The 19,834-nt window shown below is 69.6% G+C and carries 17 protein-coding genes; 12 read left to right on the top strand and 5 right to left on the bottom strand.

The features are described 5' to 3' along the window. The first annotated feature begins 216 nt into the window (after nt 1-216). Nucleotides 217-1,674 carry an AIM24 family protein gene (locus tag ON29_RS12350; protein ID WP_040866361.1) on the top strand — a complete coding sequence of 486 codons (1,458 nt, stop codon included), beginning with the start codon at nt 217-219 and terminating at the stop codon, nt 1,672-1,674. A gap of 15 nt (nt 1,675-1,689) precedes the next feature. Here the strand turns inward: ON29_RS12350 and ON29_RS12345 are convergent, their stop codons facing one another. Both ON29_RS12345 and ON29_RS12340 read right to left on the bottom strand, forming a co-directional pair. Then, complete coding sequence (locus tag ON29_RS12345) at nt 1,690-3,189, bottom strand: metallophosphoesterase (RefSeq protein WP_245548925.1); 1,500 nt, start codon at nt 3,187-3,189, stop codon at nt 1,690-1,692. Nucleotides 3,190-3,279: 90 nt separating this feature from the next. Further along, nucleotides 3,280-3,792, bottom strand: a complete 513-nt coding sequence (locus tag ON29_RS12340) for a mycothiol transferase (protein WP_040866360.1) — start codon at nt 3,790-3,792, stop codon at nt 3,280-3,282. 218 nt (nt 3,793-4,010) lie between these two features. On the opposite strand from ON29_RS12340, the gene ON29_RS33815 reads away from it, so the two are divergent. The 7 genes from ON29_RS33815 to ON29_RS12305 all read left to right on the top strand — a co-directional run bounded on the left by ON29_RS33815 (nt 4,011) and on the right by ON29_RS12305 (nt 11,036). Next, nucleotides 4,011-4,343: a hypothetical protein gene (locus ON29_RS33815; RefSeq protein WP_157172756.1), complete on the top strand. Its 333-nt coding sequence runs from the start codon at nt 4,011-4,013 to the stop codon at nt 4,341-4,343. Nucleotides 4,344-4,945: 602 nt separating this feature from the next. Further along, complete coding sequence (locus ON29_RS12330) at nt 4,946-5,500, top strand: DUF8020 domain-containing protein (RefSeq protein WP_040866359.1); 555 nt, start codon at nt 4,946-4,948, stop codon at nt 5,498-5,500. Between the two features lie 235 nt (nt 5,501-5,735). Then, nucleotides 5,736-6,938, top strand: coding sequence for a transcriptional regulator (locus ON29_RS12325; RefSeq protein WP_040866358.1), 1,203 nt, complete (start codon nt 5,736-5,738; stop codon nt 6,936-6,938). Between the two features lie 106 nt (nt 6,939-7,044). Next, entirely contained in the window at nt 7,045-8,562 is a 1,518-nt protein-coding gene (gene exaC / locus ON29_RS12320; RefSeq protein WP_040866419.1) for an acetaldehyde dehydrogenase ExaC, read from the top strand. Then, nucleotides 8,562-8,963: a DUF779 domain-containing protein gene (locus ON29_RS12315; RefSeq protein ID WP_040866357.1), complete on the top strand. Its 402-nt coding sequence runs from the start codon at nt 8,562-8,564 to the stop codon at nt 8,961-8,963. The genes exaC and ON29_RS12315 overlap by 1 nt, the downstream gene beginning before the upstream one ends. A 176-nt stretch (nt 8,964-9,139) precedes the next feature. Next, nucleotides 9,140-10,549 carry an MDR family MFS transporter gene (locus ON29_RS12310; RefSeq protein WP_040866356.1) on the top strand — a complete coding sequence of 470 codons (1,410 nt, stop codon included), beginning with the start codon at nt 9,140-9,142 and terminating at the stop codon, nt 10,547-10,549. A gap of 121 nt (nt 10,550-10,670) precedes the next feature. Continuing rightward, a complete protein-coding gene (locus ON29_RS12305) occupies nt 10,671-11,036 on the top strand; it encodes a DUF4345 family protein (protein WP_083863400.1) in 366 nt (121 codons plus the stop codon). A gap of 13 nt (nt 11,037-11,049) precedes the next feature. Here ON29_RS12305 and ON29_RS12300 read toward each other — a convergent pair whose 3' ends face one another. Further along, nucleotides 11,050-12,486, bottom strand: a complete 1,437-nt coding sequence (locus ON29_RS12300; protein ID WP_051175131.1) for an amino acid permease — start codon at nt 12,484-12,486, stop codon at nt 11,050-11,052. A 171-nt stretch (nt 12,487-12,657) separates the two neighbouring features. Here ON29_RS12300 and ON29_RS12295 point away from each other — a divergent pair, with 171 nt between their 5' ends. Beyond that, complete coding sequence (locus ON29_RS12295; RefSeq protein ID WP_040866353.1) at nt 12,658-13,845, top strand: serine hydrolase domain-containing protein; 1,188 nt, start codon at nt 12,658-12,660, stop codon at nt 13,843-13,845. 69 nt (nt 13,846-13,914) lie between these two features. After that, nucleotides 13,915-14,907: an LLM class flavin-dependent oxidoreductase gene (locus ON29_RS12290; protein WP_040866352.1), complete on the top strand. Its 993-nt coding sequence runs from the start codon at nt 13,915-13,917 to the stop codon at nt 14,905-14,907. Between the two features lie 6 nt (nt 14,908-14,913). On the opposite strand, the gene ON29_RS12285 is transcribed toward ON29_RS12290, so the two are convergent. Further along, entirely contained in the window at nt 14,914-15,741 is an 828-nt protein-coding gene (locus ON29_RS12285) for an NADPH-dependent oxidoreductase (RefSeq protein WP_040866418.1), read from the bottom strand. A 110-nt stretch (nt 15,742-15,851) separates the two neighbouring features. Here ON29_RS12285 and ON29_RS12280 point away from each other — a divergent pair, with 110 nt between their 5' ends. Next, nucleotides 15,852-16,607 carry a siderophore-interacting protein gene (locus ON29_RS12280; protein ID WP_040866351.1) on the top strand — a complete coding sequence of 252 codons (756 nt, stop codon included), beginning with the start codon at nt 15,852-15,854 and terminating at the stop codon, nt 16,605-16,607. A gap of 260 nt (nt 16,608-16,867) precedes the next feature. Here ON29_RS12280 and ON29_RS12275 read toward each other — a convergent pair whose 3' ends face one another. Beyond that, entirely contained in the window at nt 16,868-18,106 is a 1,239-nt protein-coding gene (locus ON29_RS12275) for a NupC/NupG family nucleoside CNT transporter (RefSeq protein ID WP_373283873.1), read from the bottom strand. A 224-nt stretch (nt 18,107-18,330) separates the two neighbouring features. Between ON29_RS12275 and ON29_RS12270 the strand changes: the two genes are divergently transcribed. Next, a complete protein-coding gene (locus tag ON29_RS12270) occupies nt 18,331-19,797 on the top strand; it encodes an APC family permease (protein WP_040866416.1) in 1,467 nt (488 codons plus the stop codon). The last annotated feature ends 37 nt before the right edge of the window (nt 19,798-19,834 follow it).

Raw genomic sequence — 19,834 nt, 5'->3', positions numbered from 1 at the left:
CGGTCCCGGCTCGTGTCTTCCGGCCGGAATCGGTCCTCCGATCGGCGAACGCCACGTGCTCGATGGCGGCGATGGACCGACCCGCGCACCGATTCGAAGCGCCTGATCGACGCACGACCCGGTGTTTCTGTGGCGCGCTTTCCGCCCGCACGACACACTGGAGCCCGTGAATCGCATGTCAACCCGACGGCGCCGCCGCGGATCGGACGGCCTGCCGTGACCGACCTCGCCCGCGGTGAGAACCGCCCCGCGCCCGGCGACCGGCTGACGGTGACCGTGACCTGCTCGGCTCCCGTCGACGTCTCGGCACTGTTGCTGAACTCGGCGGGGCGGGTGCGCTCCGACGCCGATTTCGTGTTCTTCAATCAACCGGTCGCCCCCGGCGTCACCTACCGGCACGGCCGGGGTGCGGGCGACGTGGTGGACATCCAGACCAGCGCGCTGCCCGGCGACGTGGATCGCGTCGTCGTCACCGCGAGCCTGGACGGCAACGGCCCGCCCACCTTCGCGTCCGCGGGGTCGCTGCGCGCGACCATCGCGTCCCCGTCTGGCACGCTCGCCTTCCCGATGACCGGGCTGAGCACCGAGACCGCCGTGGTGTGCGTGGAGATCTACCGTCGCGGCGGCGCGTGGAAAGTGCGCGCGGTCGGGCAGGGTTACGACAACGGACTGGCCGGAATCGCGACGGCCTTCGGCGTGAGCATCGACGACGAACCGGCCCCCGCGCCCGCTGCGGCTCCCCCACCGTCGCCGCAGGCCCCGGCGCCCGCTCCCCCGCCCGCCTATCGACCTCCCCCGCCACCGGCGAATCAACCACCGCCATCGGCGTACCAGCCCGCGCCACCGCCTTCCTACCCACCGCCACCGGCCTATTCCGCGCCGTCCGCCGCGGTGCCGCCACCACCGATGCACTCACCTCAGCAAGGAGCGCTGCCGATGCAGAGCGAACTGTTCGCCCCCAGCCACGCCGAAGTCACCGGCGCGGGCATCCAGAAGCAGGGCGGCAAGATGATCAAGGTGGCCGTCAACGGCGAGGTCATGGCTCGCGCCGGATCGATGGTCGCCTACCAGGGCGATCTGCAATTCCAGGCGCTCGGTGCGGGCGGGATCGGCCGGGCGATCCAGCAGCGGCTGACCGGCGAGGGCGTTCCGCTGATGAAGGTGTCCGGGCGCGGCGACCTGTTCGTCGCCAACGGCGCCGCCGACGTGCACACCATCGACCTCGACGGCACCGACGGGCTCACCATCAACGGCGCCAACGTGCTGGCCTTCGATTCGACTCTGCGCTACGACATCCGGATGGTGCAGGGCGCCGCCGGATTCGCCAGCAACGCCGGGTTGTTCAACTGCGTCTTCACCGGCCGCGGCCGCATCGCCATCACCACCCACGGCACGCCGGTGGTACTCAACGTCGACCAGCCGACCTACGCCGACCCGCAGGCGGCGGTGGCCTGGTCGTCGAGCCTGCAGACGGGCATCAAACGCAACGATTCGTTCGGATTGGGCAGGCTGATGGGCCGCAGCACCGGCGAGGGGATGACGCTGTCGTTCTCCGGACACGGTTTCGTCATCGTGCAGCCGTCGGAGCTGCCGCCGGGCGGCTTCGTCGGAGGCACCGGCGGCGGACAGGAGGCCGGCCAGAGCGGCGGTGTGCTGGGCGGCCTGTTCGGCTGACGGCGAGAGTCGCGGTCAAGCCTGGAGCGATACGAGTTTCACGACGGTGATGTCCGAGGGCGCGCCCACCCGCACCGGCGGGCCCCACGCCCCGGCTCCCCGGGACACGTACAGCTGCGTATCGCCGTATCGCTCCAGCCCGGCGACGGTCGGATTCGCCAGCCCGGCAAGGTAATTGCCGGGCCAGAGCTGGCCGCCGTGGGTATGGCCGGACAGCTGCAGATCGACGCCGTGCGCCACCGCGTCCTCGATCAGCACGGGCTGATGCGCCAGCAGCACCGCGGTGCGCGCCCGGTCGCGGTCCCCGAGCGCCTTGCCGAAATCCGGTCCCTGCCCGATGCGTTCGCCCTGTACGTCGTTCACCCCGGCCATGTCGAATCCGGGCAGCTCGGTGCGGGCGTTCGCGAGCAGATGCATGCCGAGTTCCTGAACATGCTCCACCCATTGCTCGGCGCCGGAGAAGTACTCGTGGTTGCCGGTCACGAAGAACGCGCCGTGGCGGGCACGCAGCCCGGCCAGCGGCTCGACGGCCGATCGCAGGTGCTCGACGCTGCCGTCCACCAGGTCGCCGACGACCGCGATGAGGTCGGGCTGGGTGTCGTTGACACTGCGCACCACTCGCTGCGCGAAGCCGCGCCCCAGGATCGGACCGAGATGCACGTCGCTGACCACCGCGATGCGGAACCCGTCGGCCCGGCGCGGCAACTTCGCCAGCGGCACGGCGACGCGCTTGACGCTCGGTCCGTCCAGGACGCCGTAGGCGCCGATTCCGACGGTGGCCGCCGCGGCGGCGACGGCGGCGCCGCTCACCACCCGCGAGACGAAGACGCGGCGCGGTAGGCGCTTCGGGGACTCGGCGGGAGGGGCCGTGGCCGGCAGTGCCTCCGGCGCGGAACCGGCTCCCGTCGGTGACTCCCGCGCAGAGCCGTGTTCCGCAGGAGACTTCGACGCGGAATCGCTTCCCGCGGCAGACGCCCGTCCGGAACCGCTCCCCACAACAGACTCCGACGCGAAACCGCTCCCCACAACAGACGCCCGTCCGGAACCGCTCCCCACGGAAGACTCCGACGCCGAACCGCTTCCCCCGGCAGATGCCTCTTCGGAACCGCTCCCCCCGGAAGACTCCGGGACGGAATCGATCTCCGCAACAGATTCCCGGTTCGGTACCGCCCGGCCCCGATCGAACCGGCGTAGCGCGAGGATCCGGATCGGCTCGCCGACCGCCAGCGCCAGCAGCAGGTACATGAACAACGCGCCCCACAGATAGCCGGGCCAAGCGATGATCCGGACCACCGCGAAGGGGGCGGACGCCAGCTCCGCCACTGTCGCGCCCAACAGCAGCAATGGCCCGGTCAGCACGATGGCGGTGCCGACGCGCCGCGCGCGGGACCGCGCCGCGGTCGTGTCCCGCACGAGCCGCCGCCAGATATACCAGTGGGCGCCGACGACCGTGAGCACGACGACGCCCACGAGAACGAGCACGGCGACACCGACCAGAACACTCTTCACGACCACGACGGCACTCTCTGTGAACATTCGGCTTGCGCGGCATCAACCTACGGCACGACGAGGGCCGCGCACGGGTCGCGGACTTCCCGGTGCCGGTTACTCCGTCCGTTCCAGCACGCCGCGCAGAAACGCCGCCTGGCCCGCATGCTGGAGATCATCGGAGATCACGCTGACCAGCCGCACACCCAGCGTCACCGGCGGCTCCCACCGGACGTCGACGACACGGTCCAGATCGCTGTCGGTCAATTTCCGGACGAAACGCAGCGTCTGTTCGTGCACCGCGTCGTAGTAGCCCGCGAGCGATTCGGCCGACGCCCGGATGACGGCCACGTCGGCGGGGCGGTCACCGTAGCCGGTCGCTGCCGCGTCGATGGGCAGGTCGAAGCGGTCGTACCAGCCCTGCGCGGTCCAGACCTGCTCGGTGCCTGCCACTTCCGCGAGGTGGTCGTCTTGCACGCGGGTCAGATGCCAGATCAGCCACGCGATCGAGTTGGCGCCCGGATCGATCCGGTGGACGAGGTGGTCGTCCGCCAGCCCGTCCACCGCTTCGTGCACCACCTCCTTGATCCGCTCGTAGGCGTCGGTGAGCACATCGGCACTGGTAGCCATCTATCGACTCCTTCTCGGGTGGTCCGCTGCCACCGACGGTACCCAGCGCGACCACCCGTCACGACCGGCGACGCTCCGCGGGGAGGAAATTCTCGCACGATCGAACCACATTGAATGTACCGTTATTCAACGGTACGATACGCATTGGTTAGATTGGGTCGATGACCTCCGAATCGGTCACCGACCGGACGAAGACGTACCGAAGTGAGGGAGTACCGATGATTCACGACGTCGAGACCGGACGCGCCCGGCGAGCGGTTGTCCGCGTGGCGATGGTCGCCGCGCTCGCACTGACCCCCGTCGCCGCGGTCGCCGCGCCCGCGATGGCGCAGCAGCCGGCCGTCGCGCAGGTGAGCCAGGCGCAGGAGGTCCACGGCGGCTGGCACCGCCACGGCGGCTGGGGCCACCACGGCGGGTGGGGCGGTTACGGCGGCTGGGGTGGCTGGGGCGGTTACGGCTACGGGGGCAACCCGTTCGGCTTCTACGGCAGCCCGTTCGGCATCTGGCCCGGCATCGCCTGGATGCTCCCCGGCACCGGTAGTGCGTTCTGAGCGGAGCGCTCCCGCAGTACGCCAGATGATTCCGGCTCCGCGCCGCCGACCCTGCTGCCTTCTTCGCGGCCGGGCTCCGCATGAGCGCGGCCCCGGAATCATTTGGCACCTGGCGAAATCGATCCCCGAGCCCGGTGGCCACACGTACCGACGCGATCTCCGGATCGAGTGCCGCAACCCCGCAGCGGCCTCGAATCAGGGCGTCGCGCCCAGCGACCGCCCGAGCGGCGAAGTTCACCCCTCCGATCTCGAACCGGGCGGCGGTGAACCCAGCACCCCGGCAGCGCTCGACCGACGAACGCGTACCGAACCGGTTGTCACGTCTGAATTTTCCGGAGATATCTGCGTCCGCTGCGCGAATATTGCTCGACGCCAGACGAATCAGCACACATTCTGCAATTCGGCTGAATCGGACAGCGAAACAAGCGATGCCCGTGCGTAATTCAGTAGCGCCCCGGGTGCGGGCATGTCACCGATTTTTCGTGAAATTCGCAGAACGATTGCTTCACGAAAGCCCTACGGCCAGAATGGGTGGGGCCGAGAACCGGCATCTTGGGGATTCGTCGGCACTCGTGGCCGACACGACTATGTGGGGAAAAACGATGAGAGTCAACAGATTCGCCGCAACCGCCCTGCTGGCGGTCGGAGCCACCGGAATAGCGACGGGTGTCGCGCACGCACAGCCCGCGGCACCGGCACAGGTCAGCGTGCACGGCGTCGAGCAGGGAATCGGTTTCACCTCGGCTCCCGCCGCCGACGGCACGGGGGTGGTCACCACCCTCGACGCGGGCACCTTCGCGTTGACGGCCGACGCGGGCGCCGTCGAACTGCGCAACGGGACGGGACAGGTCGTCGCGACCATGCCCTTGGCGTTCCAGGCCTCCGGCGCGGCGCACGGGCTGGCGCCCACGATCACCGATGCGGGCCGCACCCTCACGGTGACGCCGGTCGACGCGCCCGCGACCAGCGAGCGCCTCACCCAGTTCGTCGGTGAGGACGAAACGCTCGCGCGCAAGCAGTACAACGCCGGTATCGGGGCCCTCATCGGCGCGGGCATCGGCGCCGTGATCGGCTTCTTCCTCGGCGGAGTCGGCGCGCTGGTCACCGTTCCGATCGGGGCGGGCATCGGTGCGCTGATCGGTTTCTCCACGCCGTAATCGGCCGAGTCGGTGTGCGGCGGGAAGACGGCCGCACACCGATCGCCGGTCGCGCCGCCGGGATTGCCTGGGTGTCCGCGTACTTTCGCGCTGGTCGGCCCAGGGGAACGCGGCGACCCGATCGTCGTTCGTCCAGATCCGTGGACGTCGCGCCGAAACGGAATGCCCGGCCGTGTGCTGGGGCATGATGGGAGAGCACGGAGACGATCGGAGCGAAGACACAGGATCCGCGGAGATGGCACAGCGCAGTTCCCTCTCGCAGCGACGCGCTGCACTGGAACAAGAGTGGTCCCGATGGATACCCGCCGGGACACCGCAGGGCGATTCCGCGCTGCGCAGCGAGGTCGCGCAATCGTGGCTGCGATCGTTGCGCACCGTCGATCCGGCGTGCGAGCACGCACCCCATGCCGACGCCGATGTGGCCGCCCGCTGGGCCGAGTCCCCGCTGCGCACACCGGTATCCGAGCTGACCGACCAATTGCGCGACATCACCGAAGGCGCGGACTACGTCGCGGCGATCACCGACGAGACCGGCACTATCCTGTGGTCGCACGGCGGTCCGGTGATGCGCCGCCGCGCCGAACAGGTCAACTTCGCGCCGGGCGGTCGATGGGACGAGGCGCACATGGGCACGAACGCGTTGTCGCTGGCGTTGCGCACCGCGCGGCCGCACACCGTGTTCTCCGCCGAGCACTTGGTGGCCGCCCTGCACGGCTGGGTCTGCTACTGCGCGCCGATCCGCGCCGCGGACGGACGTCAGCTCGGCGTGCTGGACCTGTCCACCACCTGGGATCGCGCGCACCCGCTGGCCATGTCCACCGCCCGTACCCTGGTCACCGCCATCGAGACCAAGCTGCACCATCGCATCACCACGCCCGGGGTCCGGCTGACCTGCCTCGGCGCCGCCCGCCTGATCCGTGACGGCGCACCTGTGCGGCTACGCCCGAGGCACCTGGAGATCCTGACCCTGCTGGCACTCGAACCCGACGGGTTCAGCCACGAACGTCTGCACTTCGCGGTGTACGGCGACCGGCCGGTGGGGGCCAGCACGCTCAAATCCGAGATGTCCTACCTGCGGCGCGCCACCGGCGGCGACATCGCCAGCCGGGTCTATCGCCTGGTGAGCCCGCTGTCCTGTGACGCCGTGGACGTGCTCGCCGCGCTCGAAGCGGGCGACACCGCCACGGCGGTCGAGCTGTATCGCGGGCCGCTGCTGCCGGATTCGGACACCCCCGGCATCGTGCAGTGGCGCGAGTACCTGGCGGTCGGCGTACGCACCGCGGTGCTGTCCAGCGGAAACGTCGAGCACGCGCTGCGTTACGGCGAGCGCGCACCGCACGACATCGAGATCCACGAACACGCGCTTCGCCTGCTGCCCGCGGGCGACGGGCGTCGTGCGCTGGCGGCCGCCCGGCTGCACGGCGCGCTGCGCGACTGAGCTCGCGCGCCTCAACGTTTCGTCAACCCTCGCGAGGCATAGTGACCCGAATCACGGCCGCCGCGCCGTGCGCATCACGTCCGCAACCAGCGAGGAGTCACCCGCCATGAGCTACGCGAAGCCGGGAACCGAGGGCAGCGTCGTCGAATTCGCCGCGCGCTACGACAATTTCATCGGCGGTGCCTGGACCGCCCCGGTGGAAGGCCGTTACTTCGAGAATCCCTCGCCGGTGGACGGCCGGACCTTCTGCGAGGTGGCGCGGTCCTCGGCCGCCGATATCGAACTGGCCTTGGATGCCGCGCACCGGGCGGCCGACGCGTGGGGCGCCACGTCGACCACCGAGCGAGCCAACCTGCTCAACAAGATCGCCGACCGGATCGAGGACAACCTCGAGGCGCTGGCAGTGGCCGAGACCTGGGAGAACGGCAAGCCGGTCCGGGAAACGCTGGCCGCCGATCTGCCCCTGGCGGTCGATCACTTCCGCTACTTCGCCGGGGCGGTCCGCGCCCAGGAAGGCGGCATCAGCGAGATCGACGCCGACACCATCGCCTACCACTTCCACGAACCCCTCGGCGTGGTCGGGCAGATCATCCCTTGGAACTTCCCGATCCTCATGGCCACCTGGAAGCTCGCGCCGGCCCTCGCCGCGGGGAACGCCGTGGTGCTCAAGCCCGCCGAGCAGACCCCGGCCTCGATCCTGAAGGTGGTGGAGCTGATCGCCGATCTGCTGCCGCCGGGAGTCCTCAACGTGGTCAACGGTTTCGGCGTCGAGGCGGGCAAGCCGCTGGCGGCCAGCCCGCGCGTGGCCAAGGTGGCCTTCACCGGCGAGACCACCACCGGCAGGCTGATCATGCAGTACGCCAGCGAGAACATCATCCCGGTCACGCTCGAACTGGGCGGAAAGAGTCCCAATATCTTCCTGCCCGACATCATGGCCGCCGACGACGCCTTCCTCGACAAAGCGGTGGAGGGCTTCGTGATGTTCGCGCTCAACCAGGGCGAGGTGTGCACCTGCCCGTCCCGCGCGCTGATCCACTCCTCGATCTACGACGAGTTCATGGCCCGGTGTATCGAACGCACCAAAGCCATCCGCAGCGGCAACCCGCTGGACGAGGCCACCATGATCGGCGCGCAGGCCAGCAACGACCAGTTCGAAAAGATCCTGTCCTACATCGACATCGGCCGCCAGGAGGGCGCCGAGGTGCTCACCGGCGGGGGCCCGCGCAAGGTCGACGAGTTCCCCGGCGGCTTCTACGTCGAGCCGACGATCTTCTCCGGGCGCAACGACATGCGGATCTTCCAGGAGGAGATCTTCGGACCGGTCGTGTCGGTGACCACGTTCGACTCCGTCGACGAGGCGCTGAAGATCGCCAACGACACCCTCTACGGACTCGGCGCGGGGGTGTGGACTCGCGACATCAACGCCGCCTACCGCCTCGGCCGCCAGATCAAGGCGGGCCGGGTGTGGACCAACTGCTATCACGCCTACCCCGCGCACGCCGCCTTCGGCGGCTACAAGAAGTCCGGCATCGGGCGCGAGAACCATCGCATGATGCTCGACCACTACCAGCAGACCAAGAACCTGCTGGTCAGCTACTCGCCGGACAAGCTCGGATTCTTCTGATGCCGGATCCGGCCGGTCGCGTGGAGTTCACCGGACCGGCGCGAGCGCTGCTGCGCCAACTGATCGAGCAGCACGGCCCGGTGATGTTCCATCAGTCCGGCGGCTGCTGTGACGGCAGTGCGCCGATGTGCTATCCGCGCGGCGAATTCCGGGTCGGCGCGTCCGACGTGCTGCTGGGGTATGCGGCGGCGGACACCCCGTTCTGGATGAGCGCCGACCAGTACGAGTATTGGCGGCACACCCATCTCACCGTCGATGTGGTGCCGGGCCGGGGCAGCGGATTCTCCCTGGAAGCGCCCGAAGGGGTGCGCTTCCTGATCCGCTCGCGACTGCTCACCGACGAGGAACTCGCCGTGCTCGAGGCACAGCCGCCCCCGACCGGGGCGGACCCGCACCGGTGACCCGGGGCGCCGGCCACCGACGATTACAGTCGCGCCGGCGCCTCGCCAGGGCTGCTCGCGGGACCGCCGCCGCGGTGGCCGGGCCGCTCCGAGCACGAAAAATCCGTGTGCGGGAATAGCCGGAGGGCGGATACGGTCGTTCGAGGTGGTTAGACAGGCGAACGAGAGGGGCCGCGGTGGCGACCGAGACTGTGACGGCGTCCGTAGGGCTCCGATCCGAGCGCGGCGCCATCCTCGGCTCGCTGATGCTGGCGACCGCGCTGGTCGCGCTGGACTCGACGGTCATCGCCACGGCGGTACTCACCATCACCGACAGCCTCGGCGGCTTCGCGCAGTTCCCCTGGTTGTTCTCCATCTATCTGCTGGCGCAGGCGGTGACGGTGCCGATCTACGGCAAGCTCGCCGACACCGTGGGGCGTAAACCCGTGATCCTGTTCGGGATCGCGATGTTCGCACTGGGTTCGCTGCTGTGCGGCGTGGCGACCAGCATGCTCGGGCTGATCGTCTTCCGCGCCGTCCAGGGCATCGGCGCCGGAGCGATCCAGCCGATGACGATGACGATCGCGGGCGACTTGTACACGCTGTCGGAGCGCGCCAAGGTCCAGGGATATCTGGCCAGCGTGTGGGCCATGTCGAGCGTGGCGGGCCCGTTGCTGGGCGGCCTGTTCGCCGAGTACGTCAGCTGGCGCTGGATCTTCCTGATCAACCTTCCGCTCTGCGCGCTGGCCGGATGGATGCTGGTGCGCACTTTCGCCGAGGCCGCGCCGCGCCGCAGGCAGAGCGTCGACTATCCGGGTGCGGCGCTGCTGGCGGTGGGGGCGGGCGCGTTGATCCTCGGGCTGCTCGAGGGTGGCCAGGCCTGGGCGTGGTCCTCGCCGGTGAGCGTCGCGATCTTCGCGGGCGGCGTGCTCCTGCTCGTGCTGTTCGGGCTGGTCGAACGCAGGGCGCGCAATCCGATCCTGCCGCTGTGGGTATTCACCCGGCGGGTGGTGATCGCCAGCAGCCTGGTGTCGGTGCTGATCGGCGCCGTCCTGCTCGGCGCGACCTCCTATGTGCCGACCTTCACCCAGGGTGTGCTCGGCACGGGTGCGCTGGTCGCGGGCCTGACGGTCGGCGCGCTCACGCTGGGCTGGCCGCTGGCCGCGTCCCAAGCCGGAAAGGTGTACCTGCGCATCGGCTTCCGCGCGACCGCCCTGATCGGCAGCGGCTTGGCGGCGGTCGGCGCCGCGAGCACGCTGCTGATCACCGAGCACTCGGCGCTGTGGCAGGTCGCCGCGTCGTGCTTCGTCATCGGCACCGGTATGGGCCTGGTCGCGACTCCGACCCTGATCGCGGCGCAGACCAGCGCCGAATGGACCGAACGGGGCGTGGTGACCTCCGCCAACATGTTCGCGCGCTCGATCGGCAGCGCGGTGGGCGTCGCGGTGTTCGGCGCGATCGTGAATTCGCGGGTCGGCCACACCGATCACCCGCTGCCCGCCGCGCTGGCCTCGGCGGTGCATCTGGTCTTCGTCACGATCGCGGTGATGGCCGTTGTCATGGTCGTGGCCGCGGCCATGATGCCCCGGCGGCGGGCGACCGACTGACTCGCGAAGCAGGCCCGGCGAGCGCCGACGCGACTCGAGGCAGCGGGTTTTCGGAAGCGTCCGGCCCCGGCCCTGGCGCAAGCTGGGCTTCCCGAACCGAACCGGAGAGTTGGAGGTCGCAGTGGCACAGGCAGTGTGCGCTGTAATCGGTGTTTTCTTCCTCGGCATGGGCGTGTACGCACTCGCCGCGCCCGCCGCACTGATTCGGCCGTTCGGCATCCGGCTCACCGAGGCGAGCGCCCGGTACGAAGTGCGCGCCGTCTACGGCGGCTTCGGCCTCGCGATGGCGGCCGTGCTCGCGGTGGCCGCGGCGGGCCTGGGAACGCTGCGCGGGGGGATCATGGTCGCCGTCGGCGCGGCGCTGGCGGGCATGGCCGTCGGCCGGGTGGCGTCCGCCGTGCTCGATGAGCGGACGGCCTTCTACCCGACCTGGTTCTACGGCGTGGTGGAGACGGTCGGCGCTGTCGCGCTCTTCGCGGCCGCCTAACGATGGCCGCCCGTCAGCTGGTGCGCACGGGGTCGGTCGCGGTGCTGGAGTTACCGATCTTGCGCAGCGCGAGGTACCCGGCCGACACCAGCGCCGCCCACACCACGCCGACGACGATCGCGGTGCGCCCGCTGTCGGTGAACAGCAGCAGCACGACCACCAGCCCGAGGAACGCCAGCGCCAGCACGGTGGTGTAGGGCGCGGCGGGCAGCCGGTAGTCGCTCGCGGGCAACTCGCCGCGGGCCACCTTGGCCCGGTAGAGCAGGTGACAGACCAGGATGACGCCCCAGACGAAGATGATGCCGATGGTCGACACCGAGGTGATGTAGGCGAACGCCTTGTCCGGGGAGATGATGTTGACCACCACGCCGATCACCATCGCCGCCGCGGACGCGATGATCCCGGTGTAGGGCACCGCGTTCGCGCTCAGCTTGCTCAGCCCGGCGGGCGCCTCGCCGCGCAGCGAGAGGGTGCGCAGCATCCGGCCGGTCGAGTAGATCCCCGAGTTGCACGACGACAATGCCGCGGTGAGCAGCACGAAGTTGACGATGCCCGCCGCGCCCGGGATGCCGATCTGCTCGAAGACCTCCACGAACGGGCTCTTGCCCGCGTGGAAGGTGCGCCAGCTGGACACCGCCATGATCACCACGAGCGCGCCGACATAGAACAGGCCGATCCGGAAGGGAAGCGTGTTGATCGCCTTGCGCAGCGTCTTGCGGGGCTCGCGCGCCTCCCCCGCGGTGACGCCGACCAACTCCACACCGACGTAGGCGAACAGCACGATCTGCAACACCAGCAGCGACTGACCCAGACCGTTGGGGAACACGCCCCCGTCGGCCCACAGATTGGTGACGGTGGGGTCGGGCGCGTGACCGAAACCGAACAGCAGCACGCCGATGCCGAGCAGGATCATGCCGACGATGGCGGTCACCTTGATGGTGGAGAACCAGAACTCGCCCTCGCCGAACAGCCGCACCGAGATCAAGTTGGCGCAGAACATCACCGCGAGCACGACCAGTGCGGTGACCCACGGCGCAATGTCGAACCAGTACTCCACGTACTTGCCCGCCACGGTGATCTCGGCCATGCAGGTGGCCACCCACACCGCCCAATACGACCAGCCGGTCACGAAACCGGCGAAGCGGCCGAGGAATTCGTGCGCGTACTCCGCGAAACTGCCCGAGATCGGCCGGTAGGTCAGCAATTCGCCGAGCGCCCGCATGATCACGAAGATGGCCAGGCCCGCCGCCAGGTAGGCGAGGATGAGGCCGGGGCCTGCCTGCTCGATCGCGCCGCCCGCGCCGTAGAACAGGCCCGTGCCGATCGCGCCGCCGATGGCGATCATCTGAATGGTGCGCGGGCTCAGGCCCCGCGCGTAGCCTTCCGAGTCCCCGCCGTCCGCCGGATCCACGGGTCCCGCGTCCTGAAGGTGACGGTCGGAGGCTGTCATACTGCGGTCCTTCCCTCGCTGGGCAGCGGCGCCGGTCGCCCGGCCCAGGGGGTCACGCTACCGCCCGGCCGGCTCGCGCGTCGTCTCCGGGCCGACCGCCGCCGCCGTGCGGACCTACCGGAGCGGCGTCGGGCGTGCCATCATCGGATCCCCTACCGATGGGCTTTCGTCATGACCGAAGCATCGCCCCGGCGCGGGCGACCCGGCCGCTTCGCGCTGCGCGCCGTCGTCGTCCTGTCCGTGATCGTCGTCGTCCTGGTCGGCGCGGCGTTCGCGACGGCGACCGTCCTGCACATCCCGTCGCCGCCGACACTGCTGCGCCTGCTGACCGACCCGCCATCGGCGCAGGGCGCGCTGTTCGAGAGCCGGACGGTGGCCGCCTCCCCCGCCCCGCGTCCCCTCCCGAGAGCACCACGGCCGCTGCCCGAACAGGTGCCCTGGAAGGGCACGCAGCTCTCGATGTCCGATTTCCTCGGCACCACGCACACAAATTCGTTCCTCGTCCTGCGCGACGGCGCTGTGACACACGAGTGGTATCGCGACGGCTTCACCGCGACCACCCGCCAGTCCTCGTGGTCGGTGGTGAAGTCCATCGTGTCGCTGCTGACCGGCCGCGCCGTCGCGGCGGGGAAACTCACCGAGGACGACCGCTTGGTGCGGATCCTGCCCGAGCTGACCACCGGCGGCGAGTACGACAGCATCACCATCCGCGACTTGCTGGACATGGCCTCCGGGGTAGACGTATCGGAGAACTACAACAAGTATCTGCCGCTGACGGGCACCGCGCGGATGTATCTCACCGAGGATCTGGCCGGATTCGTCCGCGACCAGCACGGCCTGCGGTTCCCGCCGGGCAGCGCGGGCGAGTACCGCAGCGTGGACACCCAGTTGCTGGGCATGGCGCTGGCGCGGGTCGAAGGCCTGCCGCTGGCCGAATTGCTGGAGCGCGACATCTGGGGGCCGATCGGCGCCGAGGACGACGCGCTGTGGAACCTCGATCGCTCCGGTGGCCAGGAGAAAGCGTTCTGCTGCCTGAACGCGACCGCCCGCGATTTCGCCAAGATCGGCCGGCTGGTGCTGGACGGCGGGCGGGCAGGCGACGCGCAGATCGTGCCGCCCGCCTGGATCGACCGCATCCGCACGCCGGCGCCGCACCGGGTGGGCGCTTGGCCCTACAGCGCGCAATGGTGGCACCCGCCCGGCGGGGACGGCGCCGACCTCACCGCCGTCGGCGTGTACGGCCAGTACGTCTACGTGGATCCGCCCAGCGGCACCGTCATCGTGAAGCTCAGCGACCACGGCACCACCCAGGACGAGCAGCAGACCATCGAGGTCTTCCGCGCGATCGCACGCGGCTGAGGCGGCCGGGCGAAATACACCGGGGACGGGCGGCGTTGGCAGTGGAGATCGCCACTGTGGAGGAGACCCATGATCGACGTCCCGCTGTCCGTACTGGATCTGGCGCCGGTGCAGTCCGGCCGCACCGTCCGTGAGGGGCTGGACGCGACCACCGAATTGGCCAGGCGCACCGAGGCGTTGGGCTACCACCGCTTCTGGGTCGCCGAACACCACAACATGCCCGGCATCGCCAGCTCGGCGCCCAGCGTCCTGCTCGCCCACCTGGCCGCCGCCACCTCGACCATCCGGGTCGGCTCCGGCGGGGTGATGCTGCCCAATCACGCGCCGCTCGTGGTCGCCGAGCAGTTCGGCACTCTGCACGCGCTGCATCCCGGCCGGATCGACCTCGGCATCGGACGCGCACCCGGCACCGACCAGGCGACCGCCCGCGCGCTGCGACGGACCGCGGACGGTCTGTCGGCGGAATCGTTCCCTCAGGAACTGGCCGCATTGCTGGGCTACTTCCGCGGCGCCGATCCCGGCGGCATCGCCGCGACGCCGGGTCGCGGCGAGGAACCGGAGATCTGGCTGCTGGGTTCCAGCGGCTACAGCGCCCAGGTCGCCGCGGTGCTCGGGCTCCCGTTCGCCTTCGCGCACCACATCAGCCCAGACAACACCGAGCCCGCGCTCGCGCTCTACCGCGAGCATTTCCGGCCGTCGGAGCAGCTGGAGCGCCCGCACGCGATGGTGGCGGTCGCGGCGATCTGCGCGGACACCGACGAGCGCGCCGATGCTCTCGCCGGTCCACGCGACCTGGCTTTCCTGAACCTGGTGCGCGGCACGCCGCAGGCGCTGGCCACGCCGGAGGAAGCGGCCGCGTTCCGCCCGTCGGAGCACGAGCGCGCGTTCATCCGGCAGCGCAGGGCCGGGCAGGTGCTCGGCTCGCCGGAGACGGTGCGCGGCCAGCTCGCGGACCTGCTCGAGCGGACACGGGCCGACGAGCTGATGATCAACACGCTGGTCTACGACATCGAGGATCGCGCCCGATCGTTCGAACTGCTCACCGAGAAGGTCGCGGCGTGAGGCGGGTCAGTGCAACCGGAAGCCGTGGTTGGTCAGCGATTCGCGCAGCCGGTGCCTGCCGTTGAGCGCCGCCGCCGAGGCCAGCCGGGCCAGCACACGCTCGGTCCAGGAATGCGCGAGCTGTTGCTCGGCATAGAATTCCGCGATCCGGGTCTCGTACTCGGCCACGTGCGCCCGCTGCGCGGCCAGATCGTAGGTTTCCCGGTGCAGGACGGCTTCCTGCGGAAGACGCGGTTTCACCCGCGCGTCCTCGGCGAGGTCGGGGTGGCCGACCACCAAGCCGAAGACGGCGAAGACCTGCGGCGGCAGGCCCAGCTCGGCGGCGACTTCTTCCGGCTTGTTGCGCAGCGCGCCGATGTAGACGGTGCCGAGTCCGAGCGATTCCGCCGCCACGACCGCGTTCTGCGCCGCCAGCGCGGCGTCGATGAAGCCGACGTAGCTCGACTCGAGGTAGTCCGCGCCCTCCAGCGGCGCGCTCCGGTCTTCGGCGAGCTGGCGCAGTCGGGCGAAGTCGGCCGTCCAGACCAGCAGCACCGGCGCCTGCACGATGTGGGCCTGGTCGCCCGCGAGCGCGGCCAAACGTGCCTTGCGCTGCGGGTCGCGCACCGCGACGACGCTCCAGACCTGGAGATTCGACGAGGTCGGCGCGGACTGCGCCGCGGAGATCAGCAGTCGCAGCGTGGCATCGGGCACCGGATCGGACAGGTAGCGGCGCACCGAGCGGTGTTCGTGCAGCACTTGCAGGACCTGATTCCACTGCGCGGGTTCGACCGGTCGAGGATCGCGGTAGCGCTGTTGCACGGCGTGGGTCGGTGTCGGCACGGACTGCGTCATGGGCATCATCCTCTCGCCCACACGGCGCGCCGTCAGCGGTTGGCCGCACCCTGAGCCGAACACGAGTAGGGTAAGTAAGGCAATCCTAATAACATTTATCGGAGGTTCCCTTGGCACGTCCCCGCACCACCCTCACGGTGCAACGCACGGAATGGCTGACCCCGCACCTGATCCGGGTGCACCTCGGCGGCCCCGGCTTCGCCGCGTTCCGGCCCAGCGAGTTCACCGACTCGTATGTGAAGTTCATCTTCCCGCAGGACGGGGACGAGGTGGTCCGCACTTACACCGTCCGGTCGGTGGACACCGTCGCCGGGGAGATCGCGGCGGATTTCGTCTACCACGGCGCGGAGGGCATCGCGGGACCGTGGGCAGCCGCGGTCGAGCCCGGCGAAACCATCGACCTCTACGGCCCCGGCGGCGCGTACTCCCCCCGCCCGGACGCCGACTGGCATCTGCTGGCCGGTGACGAGGCTGCGCTGCCCGCCATCGCCGCCGCGCTCGAGGCGATGCCCGGCGACGCGACCGGGCTGGCGTTCGTCGAGGTCGCCGGTCCGGACGACGAACTGCCGTTGAAGAAGCCGGACGGCATCGAGCTGACCTGGCTGCACCGCGGCGTCCGGCCGCCCGGCGAGGTGCTCGCCGAAACCGTCCGCGCGGCACCGTGGGCGCCCGGACAGGTCCAGGTCTTCATTCACGGTGAAGCGCAGGCGGTCATGCAAGATCTGCGCCGCTATGTCCGCAAGGACCGCGGTGTTTCGGCCGAGTGGGCGTCGTCGATCTCCGGCTACTGGCGCCGCGGCCGCACCGAGGAGGGCTTCCGGCAGTGGAAGGCCGAACTGCGGGCGGCCGAGGAAGCCACCGGCTGAACCGGCCGCACCCGCTCGGCGCACCGTCGACACCGAGCGGCACGGCGATGTCGCGGAACTCCGCCGGGCGAGGGGAATCGAAGACGGCGCTCGCCCGGTGCGGCACCTGCACCGGGCCGGCGACGTCGAGCATCGGTGCCCGGTCCGATACCGCGACCGCGACGTCGCCGCTTGCGTTCAGGAGCCCGGTCTCGAGCCGGCGCGGACATGTCCTCGAAGACACGGAACCCGCAGGGCCGGACAAGTGGATCGAAAGGGGCTCAACTCGAGAGCCCGACGATGGTGGCGGACAGGCAGCTGACCAAGGTGGCGCCGTAGAGCAGGCGGAGCCCGTTGCGGGCGATGACACTGCCCTGTTTCTCGCTGAGGCTGCGGACCGCGCCGGTGACAATGGCGATGGTGGAGAAGTTCGCGAACGACACCAGGTAGGTGGACACGATCGCGACGGTGCGGTCGGACAGTCCCCCGTGTTGCCGGTTCAGCTCCTGCATGGCGACCACCTCGTTGGACACCAGCTTGGTGCCCATGAATCGGCCCGCGGCCGCCGCCTCCTCCCACGGGATGCCGGTCAGCCAGGCGACGGGGGCGAAGATGTGGCCCATCAGATCCTGGAACGTGGTGCCGTGGAACAGGGCGGCGAAGATTCCGTTGATCATCGCCAGCAGGGCGATGAATCCGATCAGCATCGCCGCGACGGTGAAGGCCACCTTGAAACCCACCAAGATGTATTCGGTGAGCATCTCGAAGAACGATTGCGCCTTGCGGCTGTCGGAGATCTCCTCGCCGAGCAGCCGCGCATCGTCGGCGGCGGTGACCGTGTAGGGATTGATCAGCGAGCACACCACGAAAGCGCCCAGCATGTTCAGCGCGATGGCCGCGATCACGTACTTCGGGTCGATCAGCTGCATGTAGGCGCCGAGGATGCCCGCCGAGACCGTCGACATCGCCGAGGCCGCCAAGGTGTACATCCGCTGCGACGGGATGTCGTCGAGCATGGCGCGCAGCGAGATGAACACCTCGGACTGACCGAGGATGGCGGAGGCGACCGCGTTGAACGATTCGATCTTGCCGAAGCCGCTCACCCACGCCAGCAGCAGGCCGAGGTACTTGATGACGAACGGCAGCACCCGCAGATGCTGCAAGATGCCGATCAGCGCGGAGACGAGCACGATCGGCATCAGGACCGCGAAGAGGAAGGCGGGCCCGCTGCCGCCGACGCTGGGCAGGTCGCCGAACACGAACGCCGTACCCTGTGCGGCGTAGCCGAGGATATGGGCGAACGTGTCGCTGACCGCCCGGATCACGGTCCCCCCGATCCCCGTTTTCAGCAAAAGGAAACCGAGCGCGATCTGCAGGAGCAACAGGACCGCGATCCGCGGCAGCCTTCGGGCGGCGGCGCGGCGGTCGGTACTGGGCAACCATGCCAGCAGCAGGAAGCACGCCAGCCCGGCGAATCCGATCAGATAATGCACGCGCACCTCGGCCACCGTGGCGTACACCGGCTTGTGGGACCAACTCTCATGTCGGTCTATGCTGCGGTGTCTCCACGGTTGAGAAGATCAGCAGCGGCTCCGGAACTTAGTTCCGCGAAGGAGCAGTGACATCGCCCAGGTGGGAAGGGATGATCGGGGGCAGACCGGTCGCCACAATCTCCGAACCTGATGACCTTCCCGATCGACCTCCGGGTCGCTACACCGCTTCTGTCGAAGGTGAGGTGGCGAAGGTGGCGCGAGCTTCGGCGCACTCGCGGGCCGACGAGAATTCCGTCGAGGCCGGCGGCTACCGGCAGGAGCTGGAACGGACCCTCGGCTCCTTCCAGGTGTTCGCGATCTCGTTCGCGTTCATCTCGGTGGCGGTCGGCATCTTCGCGACCTACGACGACGTGTTGCGCAACGCCGGTCCGGTGGGTATCTGGCTCTGGATCGTCGCGGCGGTGGGGCAGGCGCTGGTGGCGTTGGTGGTCGCGCAGTTCGCGGCGCGCATCCCGCTCAGCGGCTCCTCCTACCAGTGGGCGTCGCGACTGGCCAACCCCAGGATCGGCTGGTGGTTCGGGTGGGTGACCTTCTGCTACCTGGCGATCGCCGTGGTGGCCGTCGACAACGCGCTGGCGAGCCAGGCCTTCATGCCGCTCGCGGGCATCGAGCCGGACGAGGACACCGCACGGGTGATCACGCTCATCGTGCTGTTCGTCCAGGCGGTGCTGGCCATCGCCTCGACGCGCCTGGTCAGCATGATCAACACCAGCGCGGTGGGGCTCGAACTCGGGCTCGTGGTGGTGCTGGCGATCGCGCTCGTCGTCGCGGTGGTGATCACCGGTAGAGGCGACCCCGGCAACCTCGCCTCCCGGGGCGTCACCGAGAACGCTCCCGACTACTTCACCGTCGGCGGCGGGTTGATGCTCGCCATGCTCATGGGCCTGGGCACGCTGGTCGGCTTCGACGCGGCGGCCAACCTCGCCGAAGAGGCCGAGGACCCGCATCGCAGCGTCCCGCGCGCGATCGTGGGATCGGTGGTGGCCGCCGGGGTGCTGGGGCTGCTGTTCCTGATCGCGCTCACCGTCGCGATCGACGACATCCCCCGCATCAGTGCCAGCGGCTCGCCGGTCGCGGCGATCATGCGCGACCAGCTCGGTCCGGTGATGGAGCGGACGCTACTGGCGGCGATCACGTTCGCGTTCTTCGGCGCCGGGATGGTGGTGCTGGCCGCGTGCTCGCGGCTGGTTTTCGCGATGTCACGCGACGCGCGCTTCCCCGCCCACCGGCTGATGCGCCGGGTCGACCCGCGCACGCACACGCCGGTCCCGGCGACGATCCTGATCTTTCTCCTGGGTGTGGTCCTGATGATCGCCCTGCCGGGCGACGCGCTACTGGAGCTGATCACGGCGTCGACGATCCTGCCCGCCCTCATCTACGCCTCGACGGTCGTTCTCTACCTGGCGGTGCGCCGCCGGTTGGACCGCAGGAAAGGCGCGTTCGACCTCGGGCGCTTCGAGTTGCCGGTCGCCCTCGGCGCGCTGGTGTGGTCGGCCGTCGCATTGTTCGTCCTGGTGACGCCGTCGAACGCCGTCGTCCCGGTCGTGATCGTGGCCGGATTGGTCGTTGCGGGCGGCGTGTTCTTCCTCGCCCTGCTGGTGTTCGACCGGCAGGCGCTCGAAACCGAACCCGGTGACGTGAGCGTCTTCGAGCACTGACCGGCCGAGCCGCCCGAGCGCAGCTGGGCTTCGGGCG

The organism is Nocardia exalbida NBRC 100660 (assembly GCF_000308575.1).
Lineage (GTDB): Bacteria > Actinomycetota > Actinomycetes > Mycobacteriales > Mycobacteriaceae > Nocardia > Nocardia exalbida.
This window is presented reverse-complemented; position numbering and strand designations above follow the sequence as displayed.